The organism is Streptomyces sp. NPDC045021 (genome assembly GCF_056432645.1).
Window position 1 is genome coordinate 57,219 of record NZ_JBWKIQ010000021.1, and the last position, 25,913, is coordinate 83,131.

Annotated in this window: 22 protein-coding genes; 14 read left to right on the forward strand and 8 right to left on the reverse strand. The window is 70.6% G+C overall.

From position 1 onward, the window contains the following. Positions 1–28: 28 nt before the first annotated feature. Genes AC07DC_RS38880 through AC07DC_RS38890 form a run of 3 tightly spaced genes read left to right on the forward strand, consistent with a single transcriptional unit; the run spans position 29 to position 3,698 of the window. Positions 29–1,108 (forward strand): DUF916 domain-containing protein, encoded by a 1,080-nt coding sequence (locus AC07DC_RS38880; protein ID WP_478919511.1) that lies wholly within the window; start codon positions 29–31, stop codon positions 1,106–1,108. A gap of 5 nt (positions 1,109–1,113) precedes the next feature. Beyond that, positions 1,114–2,298, forward strand: a complete 1,185-nt coding sequence (locus tag AC07DC_RS38885) for a hypothetical protein (protein ID WP_478919569.1) — start codon at positions 1,114–1,116, stop codon at positions 2,296–2,298. After that, positions 2,295–3,698, forward strand: a complete 1,404-nt coding sequence (locus AC07DC_RS38890) for a hypothetical protein (RefSeq protein ID WP_478919513.1) — start codon at positions 2,295–2,297, stop codon at positions 3,696–3,698. The genes AC07DC_RS38885 and AC07DC_RS38890 overlap by 4 nt, the downstream gene beginning before the upstream one ends. 90 nt (positions 3,699–3,788) lie before the next feature. Here the strand turns inward: AC07DC_RS38890 and AC07DC_RS38895 are convergent, their stop codons facing one another. Continuing rightward, positions 3,789–5,318 (reverse strand): peptide MFS transporter, encoded by a 1,530-nt coding sequence (locus AC07DC_RS38895; protein WP_478919514.1) that lies wholly within the window; start codon positions 5,316–5,318, stop codon positions 3,789–3,791. Positions 5,319–5,663: 345 nt separating this feature from the next. On the opposite strand from AC07DC_RS38895, the gene AC07DC_RS38900 reads away from it, so the two are divergent. Continuing rightward, positions 5,664–6,338 (forward strand): response regulator transcription factor, encoded by a 675-nt coding sequence (locus AC07DC_RS38900; RefSeq protein ID WP_138356121.1) that lies wholly within the window; start codon positions 5,664–5,666, stop codon positions 6,336–6,338. A 23-nt stretch (positions 6,339–6,361) separates the two neighbouring features. Continuing rightward, positions 6,362–7,648 carry an ATP-binding protein gene (locus AC07DC_RS38905; protein ID WP_478919515.1) on the forward strand — a complete coding sequence of 429 codons (1,287 nt, stop codon included), beginning with the start codon at positions 6,362–6,364 and terminating at the stop codon, positions 7,646–7,648. Positions 7,649–7,682: 34 nt separating this feature from the next. Here AC07DC_RS38905 and AC07DC_RS38910 read toward each other — a convergent pair whose 3' ends face one another. Continuing rightward, complete coding sequence (locus AC07DC_RS38910; protein ID WP_478919516.1) at positions 7,683–8,204, reverse strand: GtrA family protein; 522 nt, start codon at positions 8,202–8,204, stop codon at positions 7,683–7,685. A 159-nt stretch (positions 8,205–8,363) separates the two neighbouring features. Between AC07DC_RS38910 and AC07DC_RS38915 the strand changes: the two genes are divergently transcribed. The 3 genes from AC07DC_RS38915 to AC07DC_RS38925 are packed head-to-tail and all read left to right on the forward strand — an operon-like array spanning position 8,364 to position 11,225. Then, positions 8,364–9,503, forward strand: a complete 1,140-nt coding sequence (locus tag AC07DC_RS38915; protein WP_478919517.1) for a 5-(carboxyamino)imidazole ribonucleotide synthase — start codon at positions 8,364–8,366, stop codon at positions 9,501–9,503. After that, positions 9,500–10,027: a 5-(carboxyamino)imidazole ribonucleotide mutase gene (gene purE, locus AC07DC_RS38920; RefSeq protein ID WP_478919518.1), complete on the forward strand. Its 528-nt coding sequence runs from the start codon at positions 9,500–9,502 to the stop codon at positions 10,025–10,027. The genes AC07DC_RS38915 and purE overlap by 4 nt, the downstream gene beginning before the upstream one ends. Before the next feature lie 13 nt (positions 10,028–10,040). After that, positions 10,041–11,225: a dipeptidase gene (locus AC07DC_RS38925; protein WP_478919519.1), complete on the forward strand. Its 1,185-nt coding sequence runs from the start codon at positions 10,041–10,043 to the stop codon at positions 11,223–11,225. A 221-nt stretch (positions 11,226–11,446) separates the two neighbouring features. On the opposite strand, the gene AC07DC_RS38930 is transcribed toward AC07DC_RS38925, so the two are convergent. Further along, positions 11,447–11,809 carry a VOC family protein gene (locus AC07DC_RS38930; protein ID WP_478919520.1) on the reverse strand — a complete coding sequence of 121 codons (363 nt, stop codon included), beginning with the start codon at positions 11,807–11,809 and terminating at the stop codon, positions 11,447–11,449. Between the two features lie 91 nt (positions 11,810–11,900). Between AC07DC_RS38930 and AC07DC_RS38935 the strand changes: the two genes are divergently transcribed. Beyond that, complete coding sequence (locus tag AC07DC_RS38935; protein ID WP_478919521.1) at positions 11,901–12,455, forward strand: CGNR zinc finger domain-containing protein; 555 nt, start codon at positions 11,901–11,903, stop codon at positions 12,453–12,455. Positions 12,456–12,810: 355 nt separating this feature from the next. Here the strand turns inward: AC07DC_RS38935 and AC07DC_RS38940 are convergent, their stop codons facing one another. Beyond that, positions 12,811–14,154: a UDP-glucose dehydrogenase family protein gene (locus AC07DC_RS38940; protein WP_478919522.1), complete on the reverse strand. Its 1,344-nt coding sequence runs from the start codon at positions 14,152–14,154 to the stop codon at positions 12,811–12,813. A 106-nt stretch (positions 14,155–14,260) separates the two neighbouring features. Here AC07DC_RS38940 and AC07DC_RS38945 point away from each other — a divergent pair, with 106 nt between their 5' ends. Together AC07DC_RS38945 and AC07DC_RS38950 are read left to right on the forward strand one after the other, a co-directional pair. Further along, complete coding sequence (locus tag AC07DC_RS38945) at positions 14,261–15,490, forward strand: LCP family protein (RefSeq protein ID WP_478919523.1); 1,230 nt, start codon at positions 14,261–14,263, stop codon at positions 15,488–15,490. Positions 15,491–15,583: 93 nt separating this feature from the next. Further along, positions 15,584–16,759: an acyl-CoA dehydrogenase family protein gene (locus tag AC07DC_RS38950; protein ID WP_138356131.1), complete on the forward strand. Its 1,176-nt coding sequence runs from the start codon at positions 15,584–15,586 to the stop codon at positions 16,757–16,759. A gap of 83 nt (positions 16,760–16,842) precedes the next feature. Here AC07DC_RS38950 and AC07DC_RS38955 read toward each other — a convergent pair whose 3' ends face one another. From AC07DC_RS38955 to AC07DC_RS38965, 3 genes are all read right to left on the reverse strand, one after another. Continuing rightward, a complete protein-coding gene (locus AC07DC_RS38955; protein WP_478919524.1) occupies positions 16,843–17,922 on the reverse strand; it encodes an acyltransferase family protein in 1,080 nt (359 codons plus the stop codon). Positions 17,923–18,145: 223 nt separating this feature from the next. After that, entirely contained in the window at positions 18,146–19,345 is a 1,200-nt protein-coding gene (locus tag AC07DC_RS38960; protein ID WP_478919525.1) for an LCP family protein, read from the reverse strand. 82 nt (positions 19,346–19,427) lie between these two features. Next, positions 19,428–21,002, reverse strand: coding sequence for a hypothetical protein (locus AC07DC_RS38965; RefSeq protein WP_478919526.1), 1,575 nt, complete (start codon positions 21,000–21,002; stop codon positions 19,428–19,430). 269 nt (positions 21,003–21,271) lie between these two features. Between AC07DC_RS38965 and AC07DC_RS38970 the strand changes: the two genes are divergently transcribed. After that, complete coding sequence (locus AC07DC_RS38970; RefSeq protein ID WP_478919527.1) at positions 21,272–22,504, forward strand: cytochrome P450 family protein; 1,233 nt, start codon at positions 21,272–21,274, stop codon at positions 22,502–22,504. Positions 22,505–22,588: 84 nt separating this feature from the next. Further along, complete coding sequence (locus tag AC07DC_RS38975) at positions 22,589–23,143, forward strand: acyl-CoA thioesterase (RefSeq protein ID WP_478919528.1); 555 nt, start codon at positions 22,589–22,591, stop codon at positions 23,141–23,143. A gap of 82 nt (positions 23,144–23,225) precedes the next feature. Here AC07DC_RS38975 and AC07DC_RS38980 read toward each other — a convergent pair whose 3' ends face one another. Further along, positions 23,226–24,761, reverse strand: a complete 1,536-nt coding sequence (locus AC07DC_RS38980; protein WP_478919530.1) for an LCP family protein — start codon at positions 24,759–24,761, stop codon at positions 23,226–23,228. A gap of 111 nt (positions 24,762–24,872) precedes the next feature. On the opposite strand from AC07DC_RS38980, the gene AC07DC_RS38985 reads away from it, so the two are divergent. Continuing rightward, complete coding sequence (locus AC07DC_RS38985; RefSeq protein ID WP_478919532.1) at positions 24,873–25,904, forward strand: glycosyltransferase family 2 protein; 1,032 nt, start codon at positions 24,873–24,875, stop codon at positions 25,902–25,904. Positions 25,905–25,913 lie beyond the last annotated feature (9 nt).

Here is a 25,913-nt window from a genome sequence, read left to right on the forward strand (position 1 = left end):
TTAACTCGGACCGAGGGAGATGCCAGACATGTCGAGGGCCAAGGCGTTGGCAGTGCTGCTGACGGTCGTCGCGTTGCTCGGCATCGGTCTCGGTCCCGCGGCAGGACCGGCCGGCGCCGCCGACAACGGGCGCTGGTCGGTCTTCCCCGCCCCTGCGGGCGGGGCCAAGGACAAGACGAGTACCAGCCAGGAACGCCAGTTCTTCACGTTGGAGGCGGGACCCGGCACCACCGTCAAGGACAAGGTCTCGGTCTCCAACCTCTCCGACGCGCCCATGCATTTCACGATCTACGGCGCCGACGCCTACAACACCCCGCGCGACGGCGGCTTCGCCGTGCGCGGTCCCGAGGAGACCAACAAGGACATCGGCACCTGGGTGAAGCTCGCCCAGGGCAGCCTCACCGTCCCGCCCAGGACCCGCGCCGACATCCCGTTCACCCTCACCGTCCCCGACACCGCCACCCCCGGCGACCACCCCGGCGCGATCGTCGCCCTCAACACCGAGACCGACAAGAGCAAGGGGAGCGTCGCGGTCGGCGTACGGCGGGCCGTCGGGGCCCGGATCTACCTCCGGGTGAGCGGTCCCAGCCTGCCCGCTCTCTCGGTGGAGAACGTCCGTATCGACCACTCCCAGCCCTGGCTGCCCGGCACCGGCAAGAGCAACGCCACCATCCACTACACCCTGGTCAACCGGGGCAACGTCTCCCTGCTGCCGCGCCTGCGCGTCAAGGCCACCGGGCTGTTCGGCAACTCCCTGCTGGACCGGCAGGCCAAGGGGCTGCCGCTGGAACTCCTGCCGGGACAGCAGGTCGAGCTGAACGAGAAATGGGCCGGGGCCCCGCAGTTCGACCGGGTGAGCGTGAAACTCACCGTCACCACCGACCGGGGCGAGCTCAACGAGACGGCCAGTGCCTCGTTCTTCGCCGTCCCGTGGCTCGCCGCCGGGGTACTGCTCGCCGGACTGGCCCTGCTCGTCGCCTGGTTCATCGTCAGACGCCGCAGGAACCGTCCGCCGCGGCCGGTGGAGGAGGACCCGGAGCAGGAGCCGTACACAGCAGGGACAGCGGTCGGCGTGACGAGCGTGGGAAGCAGGGGCGGACAGGCGTGAGCACGATGCACAGGGAACGACTCCGGGCGGCGGCGGCCGCCGTGCTCGCCACGGCGCTGCTCATCCTGTCCGCGGTCACCGCGCAGCCGTCGCACGCGGCGGCGCCGGCGGCGCTCGAACCGGCGGCCGTCCGGGCGCCCGCCGCCGATCAGAAACCCGCGGTGGCGCTGTCACCGCAGCAGGCCAAACCCGGCACGGAGATCACCGTCACCGGCCGGGGCTGGAAGCCGACCACGCTGCTCACCCTGCTGGTCTGCGGGCAGAACGCGATCGGCGGCACCAACTCCTGTTCCAACGAGTCCGGCCGCGCGGTCACCACCGACGCCAAGGGCGGCTTCACCCAGAAGCTGCCGGCCGCCGCACCGCCCAAGCCCTGCCCCTGCGTCGTGCATGTCGCGACGGTGATGGGCGACTCCGTCACCGTCGACGCGCCCTTCGTCGTCATCGGACACCCGGTCGCCGATCTGCCGCAGCAGTCCGGTGCGGGGCGGCTCGCCGTGCTCACCGCCAGGCTGGAGGGCGGCGGCGGACTGCTCACCTGGTTCGGCTCCCCGCCGCAGCGCCAACTGGTCTTCACCGTCGGCAACCTCGGCTCCGGGCCGGTGAAGGACCCGGTGTTCCAGGTCGGCGTCTCGCACGGCGTCTTCGCCCCGCAGTGGGAGGAGCAGCAGTGGAGCGGCAGCGTGGCGCCGGGGATGAAACAGCAGATCAAGCTGCCCGTCGAGCTGACCTCAGGCGCGCACGGCGACTACCGGGTGCAGCTGAAGTACGGCGGCAAGGTGCTCGTCACCGAACCGTGGGACGTCGGCCGGCCCTGGGGCGTCACCCTCTTCTGGATCCTGCTCTGCGTCGTCGTGCCGGCCGGGATCTTCCGTATCGGGATGGCCGTCGTGGACAAGGCGCGACCGCGCCTGCCCGGCACGATCTACGCCTCCGGCCGGCGCCGCAAGGCCCCCTGGCGGCCCGCCGCGCTGCTCCACCTGCCACCGCCCCGGCGTTCGGCGCCCGCCCAGCCGTCGAAGCCACCGCCCAACGGCGTGCGCCCGCCGGACTCCGGTCCCGCCGACGGCACGGGCACCCTGCCCTGGTTCAACCAGGGCACCCTGCCGGGCGGGCCACCGGCCGCCGCGCAGCCCCCACCGACTTCCGCACCGAGTACCGAACGTCCATCTTCGAAGGGAAGCACGTGACGAATCGACTATCGCGACCGCGGAGGAGCAGGGCCGCCACAGCGGTCGGTGTCGCGCTCATGCTCGGCGGCGGCTCGGTGCTGCTGATCGCGGCACCGGCGCAGGCCGCCGTGTCCTCTTTCGCGACCAAGTGCATACCGCCGAAGATCGCCAACCTGCCCGACATCAACGGGACGACCAAGGCGGACATCACAGCGCCCGCGACCGCCAAGGTCGGGGACACGATCGACGTGACGTGGAAGACGGTGCAGGCCGCGTCGCAGAACCCGGGTGTCGCGGATCTGCCCGCCAACTCGGTGCTGCCCACCGGCAAGGTCACGATCGGCGGTGCGCAGACCGGCTCGATGGACGTCGCGGGGACCCGGACGAATCCCGCGATCCCGAAGAACAGCCCCATGGTGCTGTCCGACATGAAGGGCAAGCTCAAGCTGACCGCCGCCGGTGACGTGACGCTCTCGCCCGGCGCGTACAACATCAACGCGAACTACATCATGTCGACGGACACCGCCTGCGCGCCGACCGGAACCGTTCCGGTCGCGGTCACGATCAAGGTGACAGGCGGCAGCGGGACGGGCGGCACGACGACGTCCGGCGGTACGACGTCAGGTGGCACGACGACGTCCGGCGGCACCACGTCCGGCGGTACGACGACCTCGGGCGGCACGACGTCCAGTGGAGGCACCACCGGAGGCACCACCGGAGGCACCACCTCCACAGGCGGGACGACGTCCGGCGGTACGAGTTCCGGCGGCTCGGGCGGCGGCGGTGAGCCCAACGGCACGGTGCACAAGGGCAAGACGGTCTCCGTGCCCCTGGACTGCGGGTCGTTCGGCAAGCCGACCGGCCAGATGGCCATCGACGCCACCAAGAGCAGCGCCGGCTACGACCTCGCGGTGCGGTTCATCGGCTCCGTCATGAACACCCCCGCGCCGCTCCCCAAGGGCTTCATCACCGCGAGCATGGCCGTCAAGGTGGCGGGCGCTGACAGCGGCACGGTCCAGGTCAAGGGCCCGCCCAACTCCAAGGCGTTCGCCCAGGGCGAGCCGGTCACCCTCGATCCCCTCAAGGGCGTCTACTCGCCGGGCAGGACCGGACAGGTGACCCTCCACCCCGGCGCCCTGACCGTCCAACTCGCCCAGGGCGGCACCGCCGTCGCGACCTGCACCCCGACCAAGGCCGTCGACGCCTCGCTGACCCTCGACATCAAGGAGAAGGGCAGCGACACCGGCGGTACCAACGGCACGGGTGCCAACAGCGCGACCACCACCAGCGGTGGCCTCGCCCAGACCGGCGCCGACAACAACGGCTCGCTGCGCGCCCTCGGGCTCGTCGCGGGCACCGTCCTCCTCCTCGGAGGCGCCGTCTTCACCTTCACCCCGTGGCGCAAGCTGCGCCGCTGACCGCTCGGCACGACACATAAGGAACGCACGACGAGGCCCCGGCGACCGTACGGTCACCGGGGCCTCGTCACGCGTGCGCGGGAAGGGACGTCAGCGGACGTCACCCATCAGCGCGACGACCTTCTTGCGGTACATCCAGATGGCGAAGCCGGCGAGGATGGCGAGGGCCGCTTCGAGGCCCACCATGCCGGTCCCGTTCAGGTCCACACCCGCGATGGACAGCAGGCTGGTGGTGCAGTCGCCCGCGGTGACCGCGAGGAACCACACACCCATCATCTGGCTGCCGTACTTGGTCGGGGCCATCTTGGTGGTGACCGAGAGGCCGACCGGCGAGAGGCAGAGCTCACCGATGGTCTGGATCATGTAGATCGAGACCAGCCACATCGGGCTGACCTTCGTACCGTCCGAGGCCAGGCCCATCGGGACCACGAAGACGACGAACGAGGCGCCGATGAGGAACAGGCCCATGGCGAACTTCACCGTGGTGCTCGGTTCCTGGTTCTTCTTCGACAGCCAGATCCAGCCCCAGGCGATGACCGGGGCCAGCGCCATGACGAACAGCGGGTTCACCGACTGGAACCACGAGGACGGGAAGTCGAAGCCGAGGAGCGAGCCCTGCGTCTTCGTCTCGCCGAAGATCGACATCGTCGATCCGCCCTGGTCGTAGATCATCCAGAAGACGGCGGCGGCGACGAAGAACCAGATGTAGCCGCTCATCTTGGACTGCTCGGCGGCCGACAGCTCCCGGTCCTTCTTGATGCGCACCAGTACGCCGACCGGGATGACCAGGCCGATCACGGTGATCGGGACCAGCGCCCAGTTGAGCGTGTAGTGGCCGGTGAGGACGACCACGCCGTAGAAGACCGAGGCGGCGATCAGCCACAGCAGTCCCTTGCGGACGGTGGAGTTGCGCTCCTCGACCGACAGCGGCTTCGGGACGACGCTGCTGCGCTCGCTCAGGTGGCGGGTGCCGAGCAGGAACTGGATCAGGCCCAGCGCCATACCGACCGCGGCGAGGGCGAAGCCCAGGTGCCAGCTGTAGTTCTGGCCGACGGTGCCGATCGCCAGCGGGGCGGCGAAGGCACCGATGTTGATGCCCATGTAGAAGACGGTGAAGCCGCCGTCCCGACGCGGGTCCTCAGGACCGTCGTAGAGGTGGCCGACCATCGTCGAGATGTTCGCCTTGAGCAGGCCGGAGCCGAGCGCGACCAGTGCCAGGCCGACGAAGAACGTCGACTGGCCCGGAACGGCCAGCGTCAGGTGGCCCGCCATGATGATGCCCGCCGCGATGGCGACGGTCTTGCGGGGCCCCCAGACCCGGTCGCCGAACCAGCCGCCGGGCATGGCGAGCAGATACACCATCGCCATGTAGATGGAGTAGATGGCCACGGCCGTGGCCGCGTTCATCGCGAGGCCGCCGCCCTGGGAGCCCTTCTCGGCTCCGGGGCCGCCGGCGATCAGGTAGAGCGGGAGGAGGGCCTTCATTCCGTAGAAGCTGAACCGCTCCCACATCTCGGTCATGAAGAGAGTGGCCAGGCCGCGGGGGTGGCCGAAGAAGGTCGTGCCGCCCGGAGCAGGGGTCTCCTGCGGGGCGGCGTCCTTCGTCAGGCTGGACGCCATGGTCGATCCTTGTTCGCTCGGGACGCGCGACGGAACAGACCGCGCGCCCGGTGGGGGTGGCCGGCACCGACGCGCTATGGGGGCGCGCCGGGATCCACGCCCGCCGCGCGTTGTCGCGCAGCGGACCCGGCCGTCAGGTCAATCACTTCATGCTGGTTCGTACCAGCCCCGTCACAGAAGAGCCCTTCAGCGCGGGTTGCGCGCGGAAGGACCCTGAGTACTGCTACGGGCGATTCATTACTTTATGGCAGTCCAACACGTGGTATAGGGCGTCTTGAGAGCTACCTCACAAGGCTGTTGGCACCGCTACCTCGGCCCCTGCCCACGCGGACTACCATCAAGCCCATGACCCGCGTACTTCTTGCCGAGGACGACGCATCCATCTCGGAACCGCTCGCGCGCGCCCTGCGCCGCGAGGGTTACGAGGTCGAGGTGCGCGAGGACGGGCCCACCGCGCTCGAAGCCGCCCTGCTGGGCGCCGTCGACCTGGTGGTGCTCGACCTGGGGCTGCCCGGCATGGACGGCCTGGACGTGTGCCGCAGGATCCGCACCGAAGGACACACCTTCCCGGTGCTGGTGCTCACGGCCCGTGCCGACGAGGTCGACACGGTGGTCGGCCTGGACGCCGGCGCCGACGACTACGTCACCAAGCCGTTCCGGCTCGCCGAACTGCTGGCGCGGGTCCGGGCGCTGCTGCGCCGCGGCACCACCGACGCGCCGCAGCCCTCCACCCACGGGGTGCGGATCGATGTCGAGTCGCACCGCGCCTGGATGGGCGACGACGAGCTGCAGCTCACCGCGAAGGAGTTCGACCTCCTGCGGGTCCTGGTGCGCGACGCGGGCCGGGTGGTCACCCGCGAGCAGCTGATGCGCGAGGTCTGGGACACCACGTGGTGGTCGTCGACCAAGACCCTCGACATGCACATCTCCTGGCTGCGCAAGAAGCTCGGCGACGACGCCACCGCGCCCCGGTACATCTCCACCGTGCGCGGTGTGGGTTTCCGGTTCGAGAAGAACTAGCCGAAGGCTGACACCCTTCACCCATGCGCCGCCGACTGATTTCCTCCACGCTCGCCGTCGTGCTCGTCGTGATCGCCGTCTTCGGGATCTCGCTCGTCATCGTCGAGACGCGCACCATCGAGAGCAGCGCGCAGGAGAGCGTCGACTCCGAGGCGGTCCGGCTGGCGGGCAGTGTCGACAGCCGGCGGGCCGGCGGGGAGAAGGTGGACACCGGCTCGCTGGCGCAGCAGGTGGCATCCGACCGGTTCGCGGTCGTACGGATCCCGGGCAGCGCGCCCATCGAGATCGGGACGCGGCCGGGCGGCAAGGTGATCTCGTCCACCCAGTCGGGCGACGACGGCACGACCGTGCTCGTCGAGGAGTCCCGCTCCAAGATCAGCCAGGAGATCGGCAGGACCCTGCTGGTGATCCTGGCCGTCGCGCTGCTCGCGGTGCTGGCGGCCGTGGTGCTCGCCGTTCGGCAGGCGCGACGGCTCGGCAGCCCGCTGACCGACCTCGCGGAGACCGCCGAGCGGCTCGGCTCCGGCGACCCGCGCCCGCGCCACCGCCGCTACGGGGTGCCGGAGCTCGACCGGATCGCCGACGTCCTGGACGCGAGCGCGGAGCGGATCGGCCGGATGCTGACCGCCGAGCGGCGGCTCGCCGCCGACGCCTCGCACCAGCTGCGTACGCCCCTGACGGCGCTCTCGATGCGGCTGGAGGAGATCGTCGCCACCGCGGACGACGAGGACGCCGTCAAGGAGGAGGCGACGATCGCGCTGAGCCAGGTCGAGCGGCTCACCGATGTGGTGCAGCGGCTGCTGACCAATGCCCGCGACCCGCGTTCCGGATCGGCGGTCGACTTCGACCTCGACGATGTGATCAAGCAGCAGATGGAGGAGTGGCGCCCGGCCTCGCAGAGCGAGGGGCGCACCATCGTCCGGTCCGGTACACCGGGGCTGCGGGCCGTCGGCACCCCCGGCGCGGTCTCCCAGGTGCTGGCCACCCTCATCGAGAACTCGCTGATGCACGGTGCCGGCACGGTCGGCCTGCACACCCGGGTGACCGGGAACCAGGCGGTGGTGGAGGTCACCGACGACGGGCCGGGCGTACCGCCGGACCTGGGCGCGAGGGTCTTCGAGCGGACCGTGAGCGGCCGCAACTCCACCGGGCTGGGGCTGGCCGTCGCCCGTGACCTGGCCGAGGCGGACGGCGGACGGCTGGAGCTGCTCCAGCAGCGGCCACCGGTCTTCGCGCTCTTCCTGGCCCAGGAGGACCCGGCGGGCCAGCCGCGGCACATCCGCGGGGACGCCGGCTCTTCTCCCGCGTAGCGGTCCGGCCGGTCCGGGAAGCCGGTCCGGGGAGCTATTGCGCGGTGCGGCTGTGCGGCGCGGAACCGGTGTCCGCCTCGGCCGCGGCGAGTATCGACTCCGCCTGCTCCGCCACCTCGCGGGCCGGCAGCGCCTTGAAGACCCAGGTCCGGTAGGACCAGAAGCGGAAGAGGGTGGCCACGCCGATGCCGGCGAACTTGAAGACGTTGCTCTGCAGCGAGCTGTCCCAGCCGAACCCGTACGTGGCCACGTAGAGCACCGCGTTCTCGATGACCAGGCCGACGGCGCTGAAGCCGAGGAAGAGGCCCAGCTCCTTCGAGCGGCTGCTGCGGTCGCGGTCACGGTAGGTGAAGTACCGGAAGCCGACGTAGTTGAAGAGAATCGATACGGCGGTGGCGATGATGCTCGCCCGGACCGTCTGCAGGCCAGTGCTGTGCCGGACCAGGTTGAAGACCCCGACGTTCACCAGAACGCCCGCGCCACCGACCACACCGAACTTGGCGACCTCGCGGTACAGGGACCCCAAACGGGACTGCACGCTCTGGCGTCCGCTCATAATGATCCGCTCGGCCCTGTCTGTCGGTGTGACCCGCCCGGGGCCCGTGATGTGGCTCGTGGTCCAGTCGTACTGGCTCTTCATGCTAACCGCACGGGCTGAGGGCCTGCCCGTGGGTGGCGTCATTCGGGGGCCCGCCCGCCCGATATCCTGGGGAACGTGACATTCCCGGTAGTCGGCATGGTCGGCGGCGGCCAGCTCGCCCGTATGACCCACGAAGCGGGTATCCCGCTCGGTATTAGGTTCAAACTGCTCAGCGACACCCCGCTGGACTCGGCGGCGCAGGTGGTGAGCGATGTCGTCATCGGCGACTACCGCGATCTGGAGACCCTGCGGGCCTTCGCCCACGGTTGCGACGTGATCACGTTCGATCACGAACACGTCCCCACCGAGCACCTGCGGGCCCTGGAGGCCGACGGCATCGCCGTCCGTCCGGGTCCCGACGCCCTGCAGCACGCCCACGACAAGGGCGTCATGCGGGCGAAGCTCAGCGAGATCGGGGTGCCGTGCCCGCGGCACCGGATCGTCACGGACCCGGCGGACGTGGCGCGGTTCGCGGCGGAGGGCGACGGTTTCCCCGTCATCCTCAAGACCGTGGTCGGCGGATACGACGGCAAGGGCGTGTGGATCGTGCGCGACGAGGACGGGGCCGCCGATCCCTTCCTGGCCGGTGTCCCGGTGCTCGCGGAAGAGAAGGTCGACTTCGTACGGGAGCTGGCCGCCAACGTGGTGCGCTCGCCGCACGGCCAGGCCGTCTCCTACCCGGTCGTGGAATCCGTGCAGGTCAACGGGGTGTGCGACATGGTCATCGCCCCCGCGCCGAACCTCAGTGCCGAGCTGTCCGCGCAGGCGCAGCAGCTCGCGCTGACCATCGCCGCCGAGCTGGGCGTCGTCGGGCACCTCGCGGTCGAGCTCTTCGAGACGCGGGACGGCCGGATCCTGGTCAACGAGCTGGCGATGCGCCCGCACAACAGCGGCCACTGGACGCAGGACGGCGCGATCACCTCCCAGTTCGCCAACCACGTCCGCGCCGTACTGGACCTGCCGCTCGGCGACCCGCGCCCGCGCGCGAAGTGGACCGTCATGGCCAACGTCCTCGGCGGCGACTTCCCGGACATGTACACCGCGTACCTGCACTGCATGGCCCGCGACCCGCAGCTCAAGATCCACATGTACGGCAAGGACGTGAAGCCCGGCCGCAAGGTCGGCCACGTCAACACCTACGGCGACGACCTGGCGGACACGCGCGAGCGCGCCCGGCACGCGGCCGACTACCTGCGAGGAACGATCACCGAATGACTCCGTCCCCTCTCGTCGGCATCGTCATGGGCTCCGACTCCGACTGGCCTGTCATGGAAGCCGCCGCCCAGGCACTGGACGAGTTCGAGGTCCCGTACGAGGTCGACGTCGTCTCCGCGCACCGGATGCCGCGCGAGATGATCGCGTACGGCGAGCAGGCCGACGGCCGCGGCCTCAAGGCGATCATCGCGGGCGCCGGCGGCGCCGCCCACCTGCCGGGCATGCTCGCCTCCGTCACCCCGCTGCCGGTCATCGGCGTGCCCGTACCGCTGAAGTACCTCGACGGCATGGACTCGCTGCTCTCCATCGTCCAGATGCCGGCCGGCGTCCCGGTCGCCACGGTGTCCGTCGCGGGCGCGCGCAACGCGGGCCTGCTCGCGGTCCGCATGCTCGCCGCGCACGACCCCGAACTGCTCGGCAGGATGCGGCACTTCCAGGAAGAGCTCAACGAGCAGGCCACCGACAAGGGCAAGCGACTGCGCGCCAAGGTCCAGGGTGCGGCAGGCTTCGGGTTCGGCAAGTAACCAAGGAGACCTGATGGACCTGATCGCCCGCGCCACGGAACTGCTCGCCGCCCACCCCGTCGTGGACGGACACAACGATCTGCCGTGGGCGCTGCGCGAGCAGGTCCGCTACGACCTCGACCGGCTCGACATCGGCACCGACCAGAGCGCGTCGCTGCACACCGACATCCCGCGACTGCGCGCGGGCGGCGTCGGCGCGCAGTTCTGGTCGGTCTACGTGCGGAGCGACCTGGCCGGCGACGACGCGGTCTCCGCGACGCTCGAACAGATCGACGTGGTGCTCCGGATGACGGAGCGCTACCCCGACGACCTGCGGCTCGCGCTCACCGCCGACGACATGGAGACGGCGCGCGCCGAGGGCCGGATCGCCTCCCTGATGGGCGCCGAGGGCGGCCACAGCATCAACAACTCGCTCGCCACCCTGCGGGCGCTGCACCAGCTCGGCGTCCGCTACATGACGCTCACCCACAACGACAACCTCCCGTGGGCGGACTCGGCGACCGACGAGCGCCGCGCGGGCGGCCTCACCGCCTTCGGCGAGGAGGTCGTCCGGGAGATGAACCGCTGCGGCATGCTCGTCGACCTGTCGCACGTCTCCGCCGACACGATGAGGGATGCGCTGCGCGTCAGCGAAGCGCCGGTCATCTTCTCGCACTCCTCGTCGCGTGCGGTCTGCGACCACGTCCGCAACATCCCGGACGACGTCCTCGCGCTGCTGCCCGCCAACGGCGGCGTCGCGATGGCCACCTTCGTTCCGAAGTTCATCCTCACCGACGCGGTCGCCTGGACCCAGGCCGCCGACGAGAACATGCGGGCCAACGGTCTGCACCACCTCGACACCACGCCCGCGGGGATGGCAGTCCAGCGCGCCTACGAGGCGGCGCACCCGCGCCCGGTCGCGACCCCGGCCACGGTCGCGGACCACCTCGACCACATGCGCGAGGTGGCGGGCGTCGACCACCTCGGCCTCGGCGGCGACTTCGACGGCACGGCCTTCACCCCGTCGGGCCTCGACGACGTCGCGGGCTACCCGAACCTCATCGCCGAACTCCTGGGCAGGGGCTGGTCGGACGCGGACCTGGCGAAGCTGACGTGGCAGAACGCGGTGCGGGTGCTGCGCGACGCGGAGTCGGCCGGCGCGGTGGCGCGGGCGAAGCGGGGTCCGTCGCTGGCGACGATCACGGAGCTGGACGGCTAGCGCCGGCGCGCGCTGTGGGTGCGGGGGCCGGGCCCTCCGGAGCGGGGCTTCGAAATCGACTATTTACGTTCCCCCAGCCTTCCGCCGGGGGTGCCCCCAGCGGCCCACAAATAGCTCGGCAGCATTTCGAAACCCCACTCCTACGGCCCCGTCCCCCTCACGTCCGCTGCCGTCTGCGGCTCGCTGTCCCTGCTCCCTCCGTCAGCAGGTAGTGGAGAGCCTCAGCAGGCGCAGAGGCAGAAGGGGTGGCCGGCGATGTCGGCGAAGACGCGCCAGTCGCGCTTGCCGTCGTGGTCGCCCTCCAGGAGTTTGGCGCCGAGAGCGAGCACCGCCTCCTGTGCCGCGTCCAGGTTCTCCACGGCCACGTCGATGTGGAACTGCTGCGGCCGCTCCGGGTCGGGCCACTGCGGCTCCACCAGCTCCGGAGCCCGCTGGAACGACAGCTTGACGCCGTCGGTCGCGCGCAGCACGACCCAGTCGTCGTCGGCCTCTTCCACATCACCGCCCAGCACCGCCGCGTAGAAGGCGGCGAGCCCCTTGGGGTCGGGACAGTCCAGCACCACGGAACCCAGCTTGCCGATCATGAAGTCCGCCTCTCTCGATGTCGTTACCGCTATTAGCGCTCAACCGGTAACCGTTACTTCATGATGGCCCAGTGGAGGTAACGTGGCAAGGGTGGAGCAGCCCGGAGAACGCGCCCCCGCTCCTGGACTCCTCCTTCTGGTCCAGGACCTGGCGAACACCGTCGACCTGGAGTCGGCCGAGGACCAACTGCGCGCACCCACCGACCTCGACGCCTGGGCGCGGTTGCACGGACTGCCCGAACTGGGCTTCGGCCCGGCCGACCTCGATGACGTGCTCGCCCTCCGCGAGGCGCTGCGGGACGCCTGCCAGGCGCACACGGGAACGCGGCTGCCCGACGCGGCGGCCGCGGAACTGGAGCGGCTACTGCGCGGCGCGCCGCTGCTGTTGGCGATCGACGCGGAAGGCGCGGCCGCGGTGCGTCCCGCCGGCGGACTGACCGGGGCCGCCGCTCTCACCGCCCACATCGCGGCAGGTATAGCCACCGCCGTCGCCGACGGCACCTGGCCCCGGCTCAAGGCCTGCGCGGCCCACAACTGCCGCTGGGTCTACTACGACCGCAGCCCAGCCGGCCGCAGCCGCTGGTGCACGATGGCAGTCTGCGGCAGCCGCGCCAAAATGCGCGCCTATCGGAGTCGTACGACCTAGGCGGGTAGGGCAGCGGGCATCGGGTTCGTAGACCCCCACGTCCCCCGCGAGCCCTCGCGAGCTATGCCACTAGCCCGGGCAATCCGAGGAGAGCGGCCCCCAGCCGCCAACAGACGGCAGGTGGCGGGACCAGCCTTCCCGACCCCCCACCTCAGGCCGGAGGGTGACCCGCACTCGCGCCGTCGGTGACGTGAGGGGGCCGGGGCCGCAGGGGTGGGGTTTCGAAATGCTGCCGAGCTATTTGTGGGCCGCCAGGCCCGTAAATAGTCGATTTCGAAGCCCCGCCCCGGAGGGCCCGGCCCCCTCACCCACAGCGAACGGCCAGCCGTCCACCGCAGGCAGCCCGCAGCCGGCGTTACGCCGACGGGCGACCCATCGCCCGGAACTTCCAGCCCGCCGAACGCCAAAGCGATGGCTCAAGCGCATTGCGGCCGTCGATGATGTGCCGCGTCGCCGCGACCTCGCCCAGGGCCGTCGGGTCGAGTTCCCGGAATTCGCTCCACTCGGTGAGGTGCAGGACAACATCCGCGCCGCGCACCGCGTCGAGCGCGCTGTCCGCGTACCCCAGGGTGGGGAAGAGCAGCCGGGCGTTGTCCATGCCCTTGGGGTCGTAGACCGTGACCTGGCCGCCCTGCAGGTGGATCTGCCCGGCCACGTTGAGCGCAGGCGAATCCCGTACGTCGTCGGAGTCCGGCTTGAACGCCGCGCCCAGTACCGCGATCCGCTTCCCGAGGAAGCTGACGCCGCCGACCGCCTCCCGGGCGAGCTCGACCATGTGACCGCGGCGCCGCATGTTGATCGAGTCGACCTCGCGCAGGAACGTCAGCGCCTGGTCGGCGCCGAGTTCACCGGCGCGTGCCATGAACGCGCGGATGTCCTTGGGCAGGCAGCCGCCGCCGAAGCCGATGCCGGCCCGCAGGAACTTGTGGCCGATCCGGTCGTCGTGGCCGATCGCCTCGGCGAGCTTGACGACATCGCCGTCGCCGGCCTCGCAGACCTCGGCCATGGCGTTGATGAAGGAGATCTTCGTGGCGAGGAAGGCGTTGGCGGCCGTCTTGACCAGTTCAGCGGTGGGGTAGTCGGCGACGACGAACGGCGTACCTTCTGCGACCGGCGTCGCGTAAACCTCGCGCAGCAGCTTCTCGGCGTGCGCGCTCGCGACGCCGACGACGACCCGGTCGGGGTGCAGGGTGTCCTGGACGGCGAAGCCCTCGCGCAGGAACTCGGGATTCCAGGCGACTTCGGCGCCGTCCCCGACAGGAGCCAGTTCGGCGAGCCGGGCCGCGAGCCGGGCAGCGCTGCCCACCGGCACGGTGGACTTGCCGACGACGAGGGTGGGCCGCCGCAGATGCGGGGCGAGCAGTTCGAAGGCGCTGTCGACGTAGGACATGTCGCAGGCGTACTCGCCGTGCTTCTGCGGGGTGTTGACGCAGACGAAGTGGACGTCGCCGAACTCGGCGACCTCTTCCCACGAAGTGGTGAAGCGCAGTCGCCCGGTCGAACCCTCGATACCGGCGACGTGCCGGGCGAGCAGGTCTTCGAGGCCCGGCTCGTACATGTGTACCTTGCCGCCGGACAGCAGCTCGATCTTGCGGGGGTCGATGTCCAGCCCCAGTACCTCGAAGCCGAGCTCGGCCATGGCGGCAGCGTGGGTGGCGCCGAGGTAACCGGTGCCGATGACGGTGAGCTTCAGAGGCATGCGAAGAGCATAGTCGCGTCCTGGTGTGTGAAATCCAGGGTGAGGCCATGGCCAGAGTCCACACAGGAAGGACAGAATGCGTAGACAGTGCGAGGGGGTGGGGGCCGTGGACCGAGCCGGCCAGGGGGACGTGGTACCGAGACCCGAGGAGGGTTCCGAACAGGGACCCGAGGGGGCGGCCGAGCGGACCGACCGAGCGGATCAGTCGGAGGGGCCGGACGAGCCGGAGGAGTCCGGCGAACCCGAGGAGGCCGGGAGTCTGATCCCCGGAGCGCCGGAGGATCCGCAGGAGACCCAGGTCCGCAGGGCCCGGCGCCGGCGCAGGACCCGTCGCGTGCTGCTCGGCGCCGTGGTGCTGCTGTGCACCGGAGCGCTGCTGATCGTCGGCACGGGCTGGTACGCGTACGAGCACTACACGGGCCGGGTCGACCGGATCCCGAACGCGTTCCCGACGAATGTGCCGGCCGCGGAGCAGCCCGCGCCCAGTAAGGGCGGGCAAACGTTTCTGCTGGTCGGTATAGACGCGCGCTCGGATCTGCCGACCACCGGCAAGGGCGCGAAGGCGCCGGAGTGGAAGCCGGGTGCACAGCGCAGCGACACGATGATGCTGGTGCACCTGCCGGATGACGGGAAGCACGCGTATGTGGTCTCGCTGCCCCGTGACTCCTGGGTGCCGGTCCCGGGCCACGGCAGCGCCAAGCTGAACGCGGCCTTCTCCTGGGGTGGCCCGCCGCTGCTGATCGACACGGTGCAGCGGCTGTCGAAGGTGAAGATCGACCACCTCGCGGTGGTCGACTGGAGCGGCTTCAAGAAGCTGACCGACGCCGTCGGCGGGGTGGACATCACCGTCGACAAGACCGTCTCCCGCAAGAACGGCGCCGGGATGTGGGACGCGGGCACCCACCACATGGACGGCGACGAGGCGCTGGACTACGTACGTGAGCGGCACGGCCTGCCGCGCGGCGACCTGGACCGCACCCACCGGCAGCAGAACTTCCTGCGCGCGGTGCTGGCCAAGGTGCTGTCGGGGGACACCCTCAGCAACCCGCTCAAGGCGAAGCGGATGCTGGACGAGGTGACGAACTCGGTGAGCGTCGACGACCAGCTGTCGGACGGCGATCTGCGGGACCTGATCTGGGGCATGAAGGGCGTCAGGTCCTCGGACATGGTGTTCATGAACGCACCCGTCGCCGGCTTCGACATGATCAAGGGCCAGTCGGTGGTCCTGCTCGACGGCAATGGCACATCGGCCCTGTGGGAAGCGCTGCGCAACGACACGATGGCGGACTATGTGGCGTCCAACACCCTCGACAGGCTGGGCAACAAGGTGTCATGAAGCTCACGTAGGCCGGACGGGCCGATCGGCCCGATCGGGCCTACGATCGGAGGGTTACTTAACGGTAGTTAGCACTCGGGGAGTGAGACAGCCTTGGCCGGTTCTTCCGATTTCGACCTCTACCGGACGTCCGAGGAGCACGACATGCTCCGCGACTCGGTCCGTTCGCTCGCCGAGGCGAAGATCGCTCCATTCGCGACCGAGGTCGACGAGGAGGGCCGCTTCCCGCAGGAGGCCCTCGACGCGCTGATCGCGGCCGACCTGCACGCCGTGCACGTCCCGGAGGAGTACGGCGGCGCGGGCGCGGACGCCCTGGCCACCGTGATCGTGATCGAGGAGGTGGCCCGCGTCTGCGCGTCGTCCTCCCTCATCCCGGCCGTGAACAAGCTCGGCTCGCTCCCGGTGATCCTGTCCGGCTCCGAGGAGCTCAAGGCGAAGTACCTCGGCCCGCTGGCCAAGGGCGACGCGATGTTCTCGTACGCCCTGTCCGAGCCCGAGGCGGGCTCCGACGCGGCCGGTATGAAGACCCGCGCGGTGCGTGACGGCGACTTCTACGTCCTCAACGGCGTGAAGCGCTGGATCACCAACGCGGGCGTCAGCGAGTACTACACGGTGATGGCCGTCACCGACCCCGAGAAGCGCTCCAAGGGCATCAGCGCCTTCGTCGTCGAGAAGTCCGACGAGGGCGTCTCCTTCGGCGCCCCGGAGAAGAAGCTCGGCATCAAGGGCTCGCCGACCCGCGAGGTCTACCTCGACAACGTGCGCATCCCCGCCGACCGCATGATCGGCGCCGAGGGCACCGGATTCGCCACCGCGATGAAGACCCTCGACCACACCCGCGTCACCATCGCCGCGCAGGCGATCGGTATCGCGCAGGGCGCGCTGGACTACGCCAAGGGTTACGTCCACGAGCGCAAGCAGTTCGGCAAGGCGATCGCCGAGTTCCAGGGCGTCCAGTTCATGCTCGCCGACATGGCCATGAAGCTGGAAGCCGCCCGCCAGCTGACGTACGCGGCCGCCGCCAAGTCCGAGCGCACCTCCGGTGGCGCCAAGGACGAGGACCTGACGTTCTTCGGTGCCGCCGCCAAGTGCTACGCCTCGGACGTCGCGATGGAGGTCACCATCGACGCCATCCAGCTGCTCGGCGGCTACGGCTACACACGCGACTACCCGGTCGAGCGCATGATGCGCGACGCCAAGATCACCCAGATCTACGAGGGCACCAACCAGGTCCAGCGCATCGTGATGGCGCGCAACCTGCCGAAGTAACCTGCCGGGGAAGCAACTTCGCACCGTCCACGCAAAAAGCCGGAGGCACTCAGTCGAGTGCCTCCGGCTTTTTGCGTGATCATTCAGGCGGGGACCGGAGCGGCTCTTCTTCCGGGACTCCACAGACGTTTCAGCCGCCGTTCGACAGGCTTCTCCACGCATTCATGAAGAAACGCTGCGACTGTGACCGAACTCACCAGCATGATGGCGACCACGACGGCATCGTGCCGCACTCCGGGGCTCGCATCCGAGCCGTAGTGGCTGAATGCCCGGAGCACGATCGCGTGACACATGTAGAAGGCGAACGACCATTCCCCGAGTTTGACCAGGGCCCTGCGGCGCAGCAGGGAGGCGCCGCTCCGTACGTCGCGCAATGCCATCGTCGTTATGGTGAGGGCGAAGACCGGCATGAACAGCGCGTCGAATATCCCGGGCGCCGGCGCTATGTGTGGGACCCATTGCGGATGCCTGCTCCATGCCCAGCAGAAGGCGATGGTTCCGACCAGCAGGGCGATGGAGACGCGGGCGCCGACCGGTGGCCGCCAGCCGCGCCTGGTGGCCACCGCGGCGCAGATCCCGAGGACGAACATCGGGGTGAGCGCGAGCGGGGAAGCGACGATCAGGCGCTCCGTCGCGGCCGGGTAGTGGTGCCAGACCGGCCACAGCCGGGTGCCGGCCGTGGTCGCCGTCATGAGCATCGCGATCAGCCCCAGGCCCCGTGTGGCGCACCGGTCGAGCGCCTTGTAGAGCAGGGGAAACGCCAGGTAGAAGAAGGCTTCCACCGAGAGCGTCCAGGTCACGATGTTGATGGTGAAGAAGTGGTCCGTCGTCCATGCCTGGGTGAAGCTCAGGGTGTACAGCAGGCCCTCGATCGAGAAGGGCGTGCCGTGCCACTGCCTCTCCAGGACGCCCGCCACGACCGCCGTGACGGCCAGCAGGGGCCAGATGCGCGCGAACCGCCGCGAGTAGAACTGGCGGGCGGTGCTGCCCGGCTTCCTGGACCAGGCCATGACGAACCCGGAGAGAACGAAGAAGAAAGGCACTCCCTCATATCCGATGTGCATGAGGGCCGCGAGGGAGGGTATTTCGCCGAAATACATGTCGGTGTGGAAAGCGAAGACGCCGGCAGCCGCGAACCAGCGAAGCGCTGTTACGGAATCCACTCTTGTCGGGGTTACGGTACGGCGTGCCGGCCGTGTTTCCGTCGGTGCCGTGGAGGCATCGGACCTTGGTCTGTCCAGTACGGGAACTATGACGGAAACGTCGGTCTTCATGTCTCACACCCCTATAGAGCCGCCGGATCGAACGGCCGACCCTATAGGGAATGCTGTGAGGACCCTGTAAGTCACTTAGGTGATGAAGCAGCCAAACCGGGCGGAAACTCCGCTATTGCTTTCCGGTGACGGTGACCGTCTCGTCGTTCTTCAGTTGAGAGAACAACTGCTTCGACTTTGTCGAGTCCCACTTCACCGCTACGCCGTCGTTGCGCGTCGGCAGATTCGCGGTGGAGATGGGGACGGTCATCGACTTGCCGTCACCGCCGGTCACGCCCTTCATGGCCCAGAACATCGAGGTGATGTTCCACAAGCTCATGTCCTTGTCGACGATGAGGGTGTCGAGGCCGGAGCTGATCACCGGGTAGAGCGTGAACGGGTTCAGCACGGTGGCCGGCGAGGCCGCCTGGTGGGCGAGCGACGACAGGAACTTCTGCTGGTTGCGCATCCGGCCCAGGTCCTGGTCGGCCTCCTGGTGGCGCTGCCGGACGAAGGCGAGGCCCTGCTTGCCGTTGAGCGTCTGGCAGCCGGCCGGGAAGTCCGCGCCCGACGCCTTGTCCTTGAGCGGCTTGTCGAGGCACATGTCGACCCCGCCGAGCGCGTCCACCAGGTTTACGAAGCCGGAGAAACCGATCTCGGCGTAGTGGTCGATGTGCAGACCGGTGTTGTACTCGACGGTCCGGGTGAGCAGCTCGGGGCCGCCGTCCGCGTAGGCCCGGTTGAGCTTGTGGGTGGCCGCGGGGTAGCGCTTGCCGGACTGCTGGCCGGTGAAGGCCGGGATGGTGACGTACGAGTCACGCGGCAGGCTGAGCATGGTGTTCCCGTTGTCACCGACGTGCAGCACCATCATCGAGTCGGTGCGCTTGCCCTCGGCGGCGCCGGTGTGGAGATCCTGCTCCTGCTCCTTGGAGAGCCCCTCACGGCTGTCGGAGCCGACGATGAGGTAGTTCGTGCCCTTGCCGCCGGTCGGCCGGTCCTCGACCTTGCTGAGGTCCACCTCGCGGCGCACCTTGCCGTCGGCCCAGAAGTAGGTGCTCACGGAGACCACCAGCAGCGCCACGACCAGGCCCAGCAACGTGAACTTCACGATGCGGGCGCGGTTGCCGGGCCGCCGGCCGAAACCCCGGCCGCGACCGCCGCCGGTGCTGGGCGGCCCGTAGTCGCCGCCGCCGGATCCGCCGCCGTACGAAGGCTGCGGGGGAACCCCGCCCACGGCCCCCGCGGCGGCCGCGGCGCGGCGCGGCGACAGCTCGGGGGGCAGTGGCGGCTCGGTGCGCCGGCGCTGCTCTGCTTCGTTGGTCCATCCGCTCATAGGCAAAGTGTGCCCGCTGCATGCCGCACACCGGCAATCCCCGGCGGTTCTGTAGCAGACCCGATGCATACCCGCACAGGTGTCACAGGGCGGTCATGGCGAGGTCCCGGCCGGGTGCCTCCCTGCCTCTGCCGTGCCGCTCCGGACGGCCGTGCAGCCGCTCCCACAACGCCGCCACGGCCCGCTGCACCCGGGGGGAGTCGATGCCCTCGACCGCCCGTCCGGCGTCGGTGGCCAGCTCCCGGGCCCGGTCCACGGCGCCCTGGTCGAGCGCGGCCACGGCCCGCAGGACGAGGGTGCCGGCCCGGTCGCGGGCCCGGCCCTCGGGCAGTGCGGCGAGGGTCCGCCGTAGCCAGTGGTCGGCGGCGGCGGGGCGGCCCAGTGCGAACTCGCAGGCCGCGGCCTCCGCGCAGTAGTCGGCGCGGTGGTCCGCGCTGCTCCGCGCGTCCGGGGTCAGGATGGCGCCCGCCGCGGCGAGCAGCCGCTGGCACACGTCGGCCTGCCCCAGCACGGCATGGGCCCGCGCCTGCCGGGCCATGAGCAGCGCCGAGGAGTGGCGTACGGCGGCCGGAAGCTCGCCCGACGCGACGGGTGGGGTCGGGGTGGTGGCGCGGCCGTCGCTCGCGGCTTCCCTGGCGAGGCCCGCGCGGGCCGCCCGCGCGATGGCCAGCGCCTCCTGCGGGCGGCCGGCGCTCAGGCACTGCAGGCTCATGGCGGCGAGGACCCGCGCTCCGAGCGGCCGGTCGGCCGCCGCGTGCGCGGCCGAGAGCGCGGCGCTGAAGTACCGCTCGGCAGCGGCCTCGTGGCCGGTGTCGAAGCAGGCGCGGCCGGCGAGGCACGCCAACTCGCCCGCGACAGCGAACAACCGCCGCGCCGGGAGTGCGGCGGCGGCCGGTCCTGGCCGCGCGGCGGGCCCCCTGGCCAGCAGATCGGTGACGAGGCGCAGCTCGGCGTCGGCGACCGCGCGGACCGGTCCGCCGCCGAGCGCGGCCTCCATCCGGCGCAGCGCGGGGACCCGTTCCTCCAGTGCGGCGAGCGCGGCGAGCTGCGCGGGTGGGACGGGTGGGACGGGAGCGTCGGGCACGGCGGCCGGACCCGTGCGCTGCGTCGGCACGGAGAGCGGCACCGGTATGGAGACCGGCACCGGGATGGGTCCGGACGCGGCTACGAGGGCCGGCGCGGCCACGGTCGTCGGCGCCGGCACGGTCGCGGGGCGGGGCCACGACAGGGGTGCGAGCGAGAGCCATCGCTGGGCGGCCGCAGCTGCGCTGCCCGCGTCCGTGACCACGAACCCGCGCCGGTCGTGCAGCGCGGTACCGGCCGTCGCGTCGAGCGCGGCCACGCAGTCCTGCGGTGTCCAGGCGACGCGCGCCGCCGTACGGTCGCCCGCCGGCAGCCAGGCAGGCCACGGAGCAGAGGACAGCAGGGCGTGCGGAACGCCGAGTTCGCTGGCGAGGGCCTGCTGGGTCTCCAGATCGGGGACGACGCCGCGGTGCTCCCAGCGCCACGCCTTCTCCCGGCGCGCGGACATGTTTCCGACCCGGCGGGCCACGATGTCGACCACGTCCTGGTACGTCCAGCCGCGCTCCGCGCGTATGCAGCTCAACGGGTGGCTCAAAGGCTGCTCCCCGTCGGTCACCGCGCGGTTCCCCGGCATGCGGTCCCCCTCCCCGTACTCGGCTTTCGGATGCCGCACTGTAGCGCCGTCAAATGACCGACAGTGAAAGTTTGTTGACGCGGTGAGGCTACAGCGGAGCTACGGGGGCGCTCCGTCCGCGGTGCGCGCCCCTGATAGGGGCTGTGGCGCCCGCGTCCGGCGGTCGGAGTGCGCCCATCCGTCAACCGCGTGAACCGCCGTTCGTTGAAGGGTTATTGACAATGGGGTCGCCGGAACGGTCAGCTTCTGCCATCCCCTTGGAGGCAACCATGACCTGCCCCGTTGACCACGGCCGTATTGCCCTCGACCCGCTCGTACGTGATCTTGTCGGGGAGGGCGCCCGGCTGCGTCAGGCCGGCCCGGTGGTCCCGATCGAGGTGCCGGGCGGGGTCGAGTGCTGGGCCGTCACGCGCCACGCCGAAGCCCGCCGGCTGCTCACCGACTCGCGCCTGGTGAAGGACATCAACCGCTGGGGCGCCTGGACGCGCGGGGAGATCCCCACCACCTGGCCACTGATCGGTCTGGTCGCCCCCGGCACGAGCATGGTCACCGCCGACGGCGACGACCACAAGCGGCAGCGTCTGCTGACCGCCCAGGCGCTCACCCCGCGCCGGATGGAGCGGCTGCGACCGCGCATCGAGGAGATCACCGGCACGATCCTCGACGAGCTCGAGACCGCCGGCGCGGGCGGCGCCGTCGTCGACTTCAAGACCGCGTTCGCGTTCAAGCTGCCGATGCGCGTCATCAGCGAGCTGATGGGCGTCGAGGCCACCGAGCACACCCGGCTGCGCGCGCTGTACGACACCTTCTTCAGCAGCGTCACCCCCGCCGACGAGGTGCGGGCGGCGATGGCCGAGCTGTTCGCGTTCTTCGCGGGCGTCGTGGAGGAGAAGAAGCGGCGGCCCGGCGACGACCTCACCAGCGCGCTGCTCGCCGCCACCGAGGGCGGCGACCGGCTCTCCGACGAGGAGCTCGTCGGCACCCTGCTGGTCATGATCGCCGCAGGCCACGAGACCACTATCAACCTGATGGTCAGCGCCGTACGCGGGCTGCTTACCCACCCCGATCAGCTGGCGCTCCTGCGCGCCGGGAACTGCTCCTGGGAGGCGGTCGTCGAGGAGACGCTGCGCTGGTCGCCGCCGACCACCAACTTCCTGTTCCGCTACGCCACCGAGGACATCCCGATCGGCGGTGTGGTCATCAAGGAGGGTGACGCGGTGATGGTCTCCTACGGCGCCATCGGCCGGGACGAGGTGCAGCACGGGCCGACCGCCGAGGAGTTCGACATCACCCGCGACGCCGCCCGGCACCTCTCCTTCGGCTACGGCCCGCACGTGTGCCCCGGCGCCCCCCTCGGCCGGCTGGAGGCCCTGGTCGCGCTGCCCGCGCTCTTCGACCGTTTCCCCGGCCTCACGCTGGCGGTGCCCGAGGAGCAGCTCGCGAACAACCCGTCGATCCTGGTCAACAGCTTGCGCGAGCTTCCGGTGCGACTGACGCCGTAGCGCCTGCCGCCCGGCGGCGGCCCCGGTGCCCGTTGCGACGGGCGCCGGTGCCGTTCGCCGCGCGGCCCGGCTTAGGGTGGACTCATGACCACCGATCTCGCCAGCAGTGCCCCGGAAAGCGATCTTCCGGGCAAGCCGACCGCGGCGGCCCGCACGACGCTGTCGCACATCATGACGGCGCACGACACCAACCTGCTCGGCACGGTCCACGGCGGCGTGATCATGAAACTCGTCGACGACGCGGCGGGCGCCGTCGCCGGCCGGCACTCCGGCGGCCCCGCGGTCACCGCGTCGATGGACGAGATGGTGTTCCTGGAGCCGGTCCGGGTCGGTGACCTCGTCCATGTGCGTGCCCAGTGCAACTGGACCGGGCGCTCGTCCATGGAGATCGGCGTGCGCGTGATGGCCGAGCGGTGGAACGAGTCCACCCCCGCGACGCAGGTCGGCAGCGCCTATCTCGTGTTCGCCGCGGTCGACGAGAACGGCAGGACCCGGCCGGTCCCGCCGGTGATCCCGGAGACCGAGACGGACAAGCGGCGGTACCAGGAGGCGCAGATCCGCCGCATGCACCGGCTCGCCCGGCGTGAGGCGATCAAGGAGCTCCGCGAGAAGCGCGCCGCCGAAGGATTCGACGACTAGACGTAGACGTACCTGTACCCGCGCGGCAACCGGCGCCCGGCAACCGCAACCGACAACCGGCAACGGGCGCCCGGCGGCTCGGCTACGGGCAGACCACCTGGTCGCCGGTGACCGCGCCGGTCCCGCCGCCCGCGGCCGGTGTCGGGTCCTGCGCCCGTACCGCCGTGACGCCCTTGTACCCGGCGCCGAGGGTCACCTTCATCAGCGGTCCCTGCCCCGTGGCCGGCACCAGTTCCGCGCCCGGCAGCGCGGCGGCCAGGGACTTCGCCGAGCGGTCCCACCGGGGGTCGAAGCGGATGACGGTGCGCGGTACGTTGTGCACGGTCGCGTTGCCGGGGGAGCGGGTGGTGGCGAAGCCGGTGGCGCGCAGCGCCTTGTCCGCCCGGTCGCCGAGGCCGGTGACGGCCGTCCCGTTGTCGACCTGGACCCGGATCGAGCGCGGATCGATGTCCACCTCGACCTGGGACTGCCGGCGCTTGGCGTCGGCCGGGGCGTGGACGGCCAGCGGCCGGTCCGCGCGGATCGCCGCCCAGAGCTTGCCGGCCTTGGCGTCGTCCCACTTCACCGTCGAGCCGATGCCCTTGACCCGGTAGCCCATGCTGCCGATCGGCACCGAGGTGAACTCCGACGAGCCGGGGGTGAAGCCGCGCAGCCCCTGGGCCAGCGCGATCAGGTCCTTCGGCTTGAGGTCCTGGTCGGCCCGGACGGACCCGAGCACGGTGGAGGCGATCCGGCTGAGTTTGACGGGGTCGGTGAGCAGCCCGCCGCTGGTGATCTTGTGGATGATCTGGGCGAGGAAGCGCTGCTGGCGCTGCATCCGGCCCAGGTCGGAGGCGCCGTCGAGGTGGCGGGAGCGGACGTACTGCAGGGCCGCGCCGCCGTTCAGTTCGGAGGTGCCGACGGGCAGGTTGAGGCCGGTGTAGGAGTCCTTGAGCGGGCGGACGGTGCAGACCTGGACTCCGCCGAGGACGTCCACCGTCTTCATGAAGCTGGTGAAGTCGACCTCCAGATAGTGGTCGATGTGCACGCCTGTCATCTTCTCGACGGTGGCGACCGTGAGCCGGGGGCCGCCGTCCGCGTAGGCCGCGTTGATCTTCGCGGCGTGGCTGACGTGTTTGGCGCCGCTGAACGCCTCGTCGTGCGGCGGCAGCACGACGTAGCTGTCGCGTGGGATGCTGACGACGCTCACCCGCGAGCGGTCCTCCGACAGGTGCACCAGCATGATCGTGTCGGTGCAGTGGCAGGGCGCGCCGCCGAGGTGGTAGCGCTCCTTGTCCTTCGGGTCCAGGCCGTCGCGCCCGTCGGTGCCGACCAGCAGGAAGTTGACACCCCTGGTGCTGCCGGGACGGTCCCGCATCCCGCCGAAGGCGTCGACCCGGCCGATGCTGTCGCCCACCCCGCTGACCACGGCGTGGCCGACGCCGCTGGTCGTGATGATCGCCAGCGCCAGCCCGCCGGCGATCCGGGTGCTCCAGCGCACCGGCTGCCGCCCGGACCGTCCGCCGGGCTGTTCTCCCGACCGCTTCCCGGGCCGCTTGTCGGGCCGCCGGGCGGGATTGACCGGCGGGCGGGGCCTGCGGGGCGGGGTGGCGGGCGGGCGAGCGGGCGGAACCGTCATCGGGGCGCACCTCCGCGGTGAGACAGGGGACCCGGTCAGGCTAGACAAAACGGACAGTATTCAAAGCCCCCCACACGCCGGGGTCCCCCATTCGCGGTAACGTTTCCCGCGATGAACGCTGCCAACGACCCCACCGCCCCCGCTGTCTCCGTGATCATGCCGGTGCTCAACGAGGAACGTCACCTGCGCGACTCCGTCCGACACATCCTGGAGCAGGACTACCCAGGTGAGCTGGAGGTCGTCATCGCGCTCGGCCCCTCCGGGGACCGTACGGACGAGATCGCCGCCGAGCTGGTCGCGGAGGACCCGCGGGTCCACACCGTGCCCAACCCGACCGGCCGCACCCCCGCCGCGCTGAACGCCGCGATCAAGGCGTCCCGGCACCCGGTCGTGGTCCGTGTCGACGGGCACGGGATGCTCTCGCCGGACTACATCGCCACCGCGGTCCGGCTGCTGGCCGAGACCGGCGCGGCGAACGTCGGCGGCATCATGCACGCCGAGGGCGAGAACGCCTGGGAGGACGCGGTGGCCGCCGCCATGACGTCCAAGGTCGGCGTCGGCAACGCGGCCTTCCACACCGGCGGTGTCGCGGCCCCGGCCGACACCGTCTATCTCGGTGTCTTCCGCCGCGAGGTGCTGGAGCAGCAGGGCGGCTACAACGAGGAGTTCATCCGCGCCCAGGACTGGGAGCTGAACTACCGGATCCGAGAGGCCGGCCACCTCATCTGGTTCTCGCCCGAGCTGCGCGTCTCCTACCGGCCCCGGCCGAACGTGCGCGAGCTGGCGAAGCAGTACAAGAACTACGGCCGCTGGCGTCATGTCGTCGCCCGCTACCACCGCGGCTCGGTCAATGTGCGCTACCTCGCGCCCCCGGCGGCCGTTCTCGGCATCGCGGCGGGCATCGTGGTGGGCGCGGCCGTCACCCCCTGGGGCTTCGTGGTCCCGGCCGGATACCTCGCCGCCATCGGGCTCGGCTCGGTCCCGGCGGGCAAGGGCCTGTCGTTCGCCGCCCGGATCCGGATCCCGGTCGCGCTCGCGACCATGCACATGTGCTGGGGCTGGGGCTTCCTCACCAGCCCGCGCTCCCTGGCGAACAAGGTCATCGCCAGCCGACGTCCCAGCGTGACGACGGCCTCGGTCTGATCCCGCCCT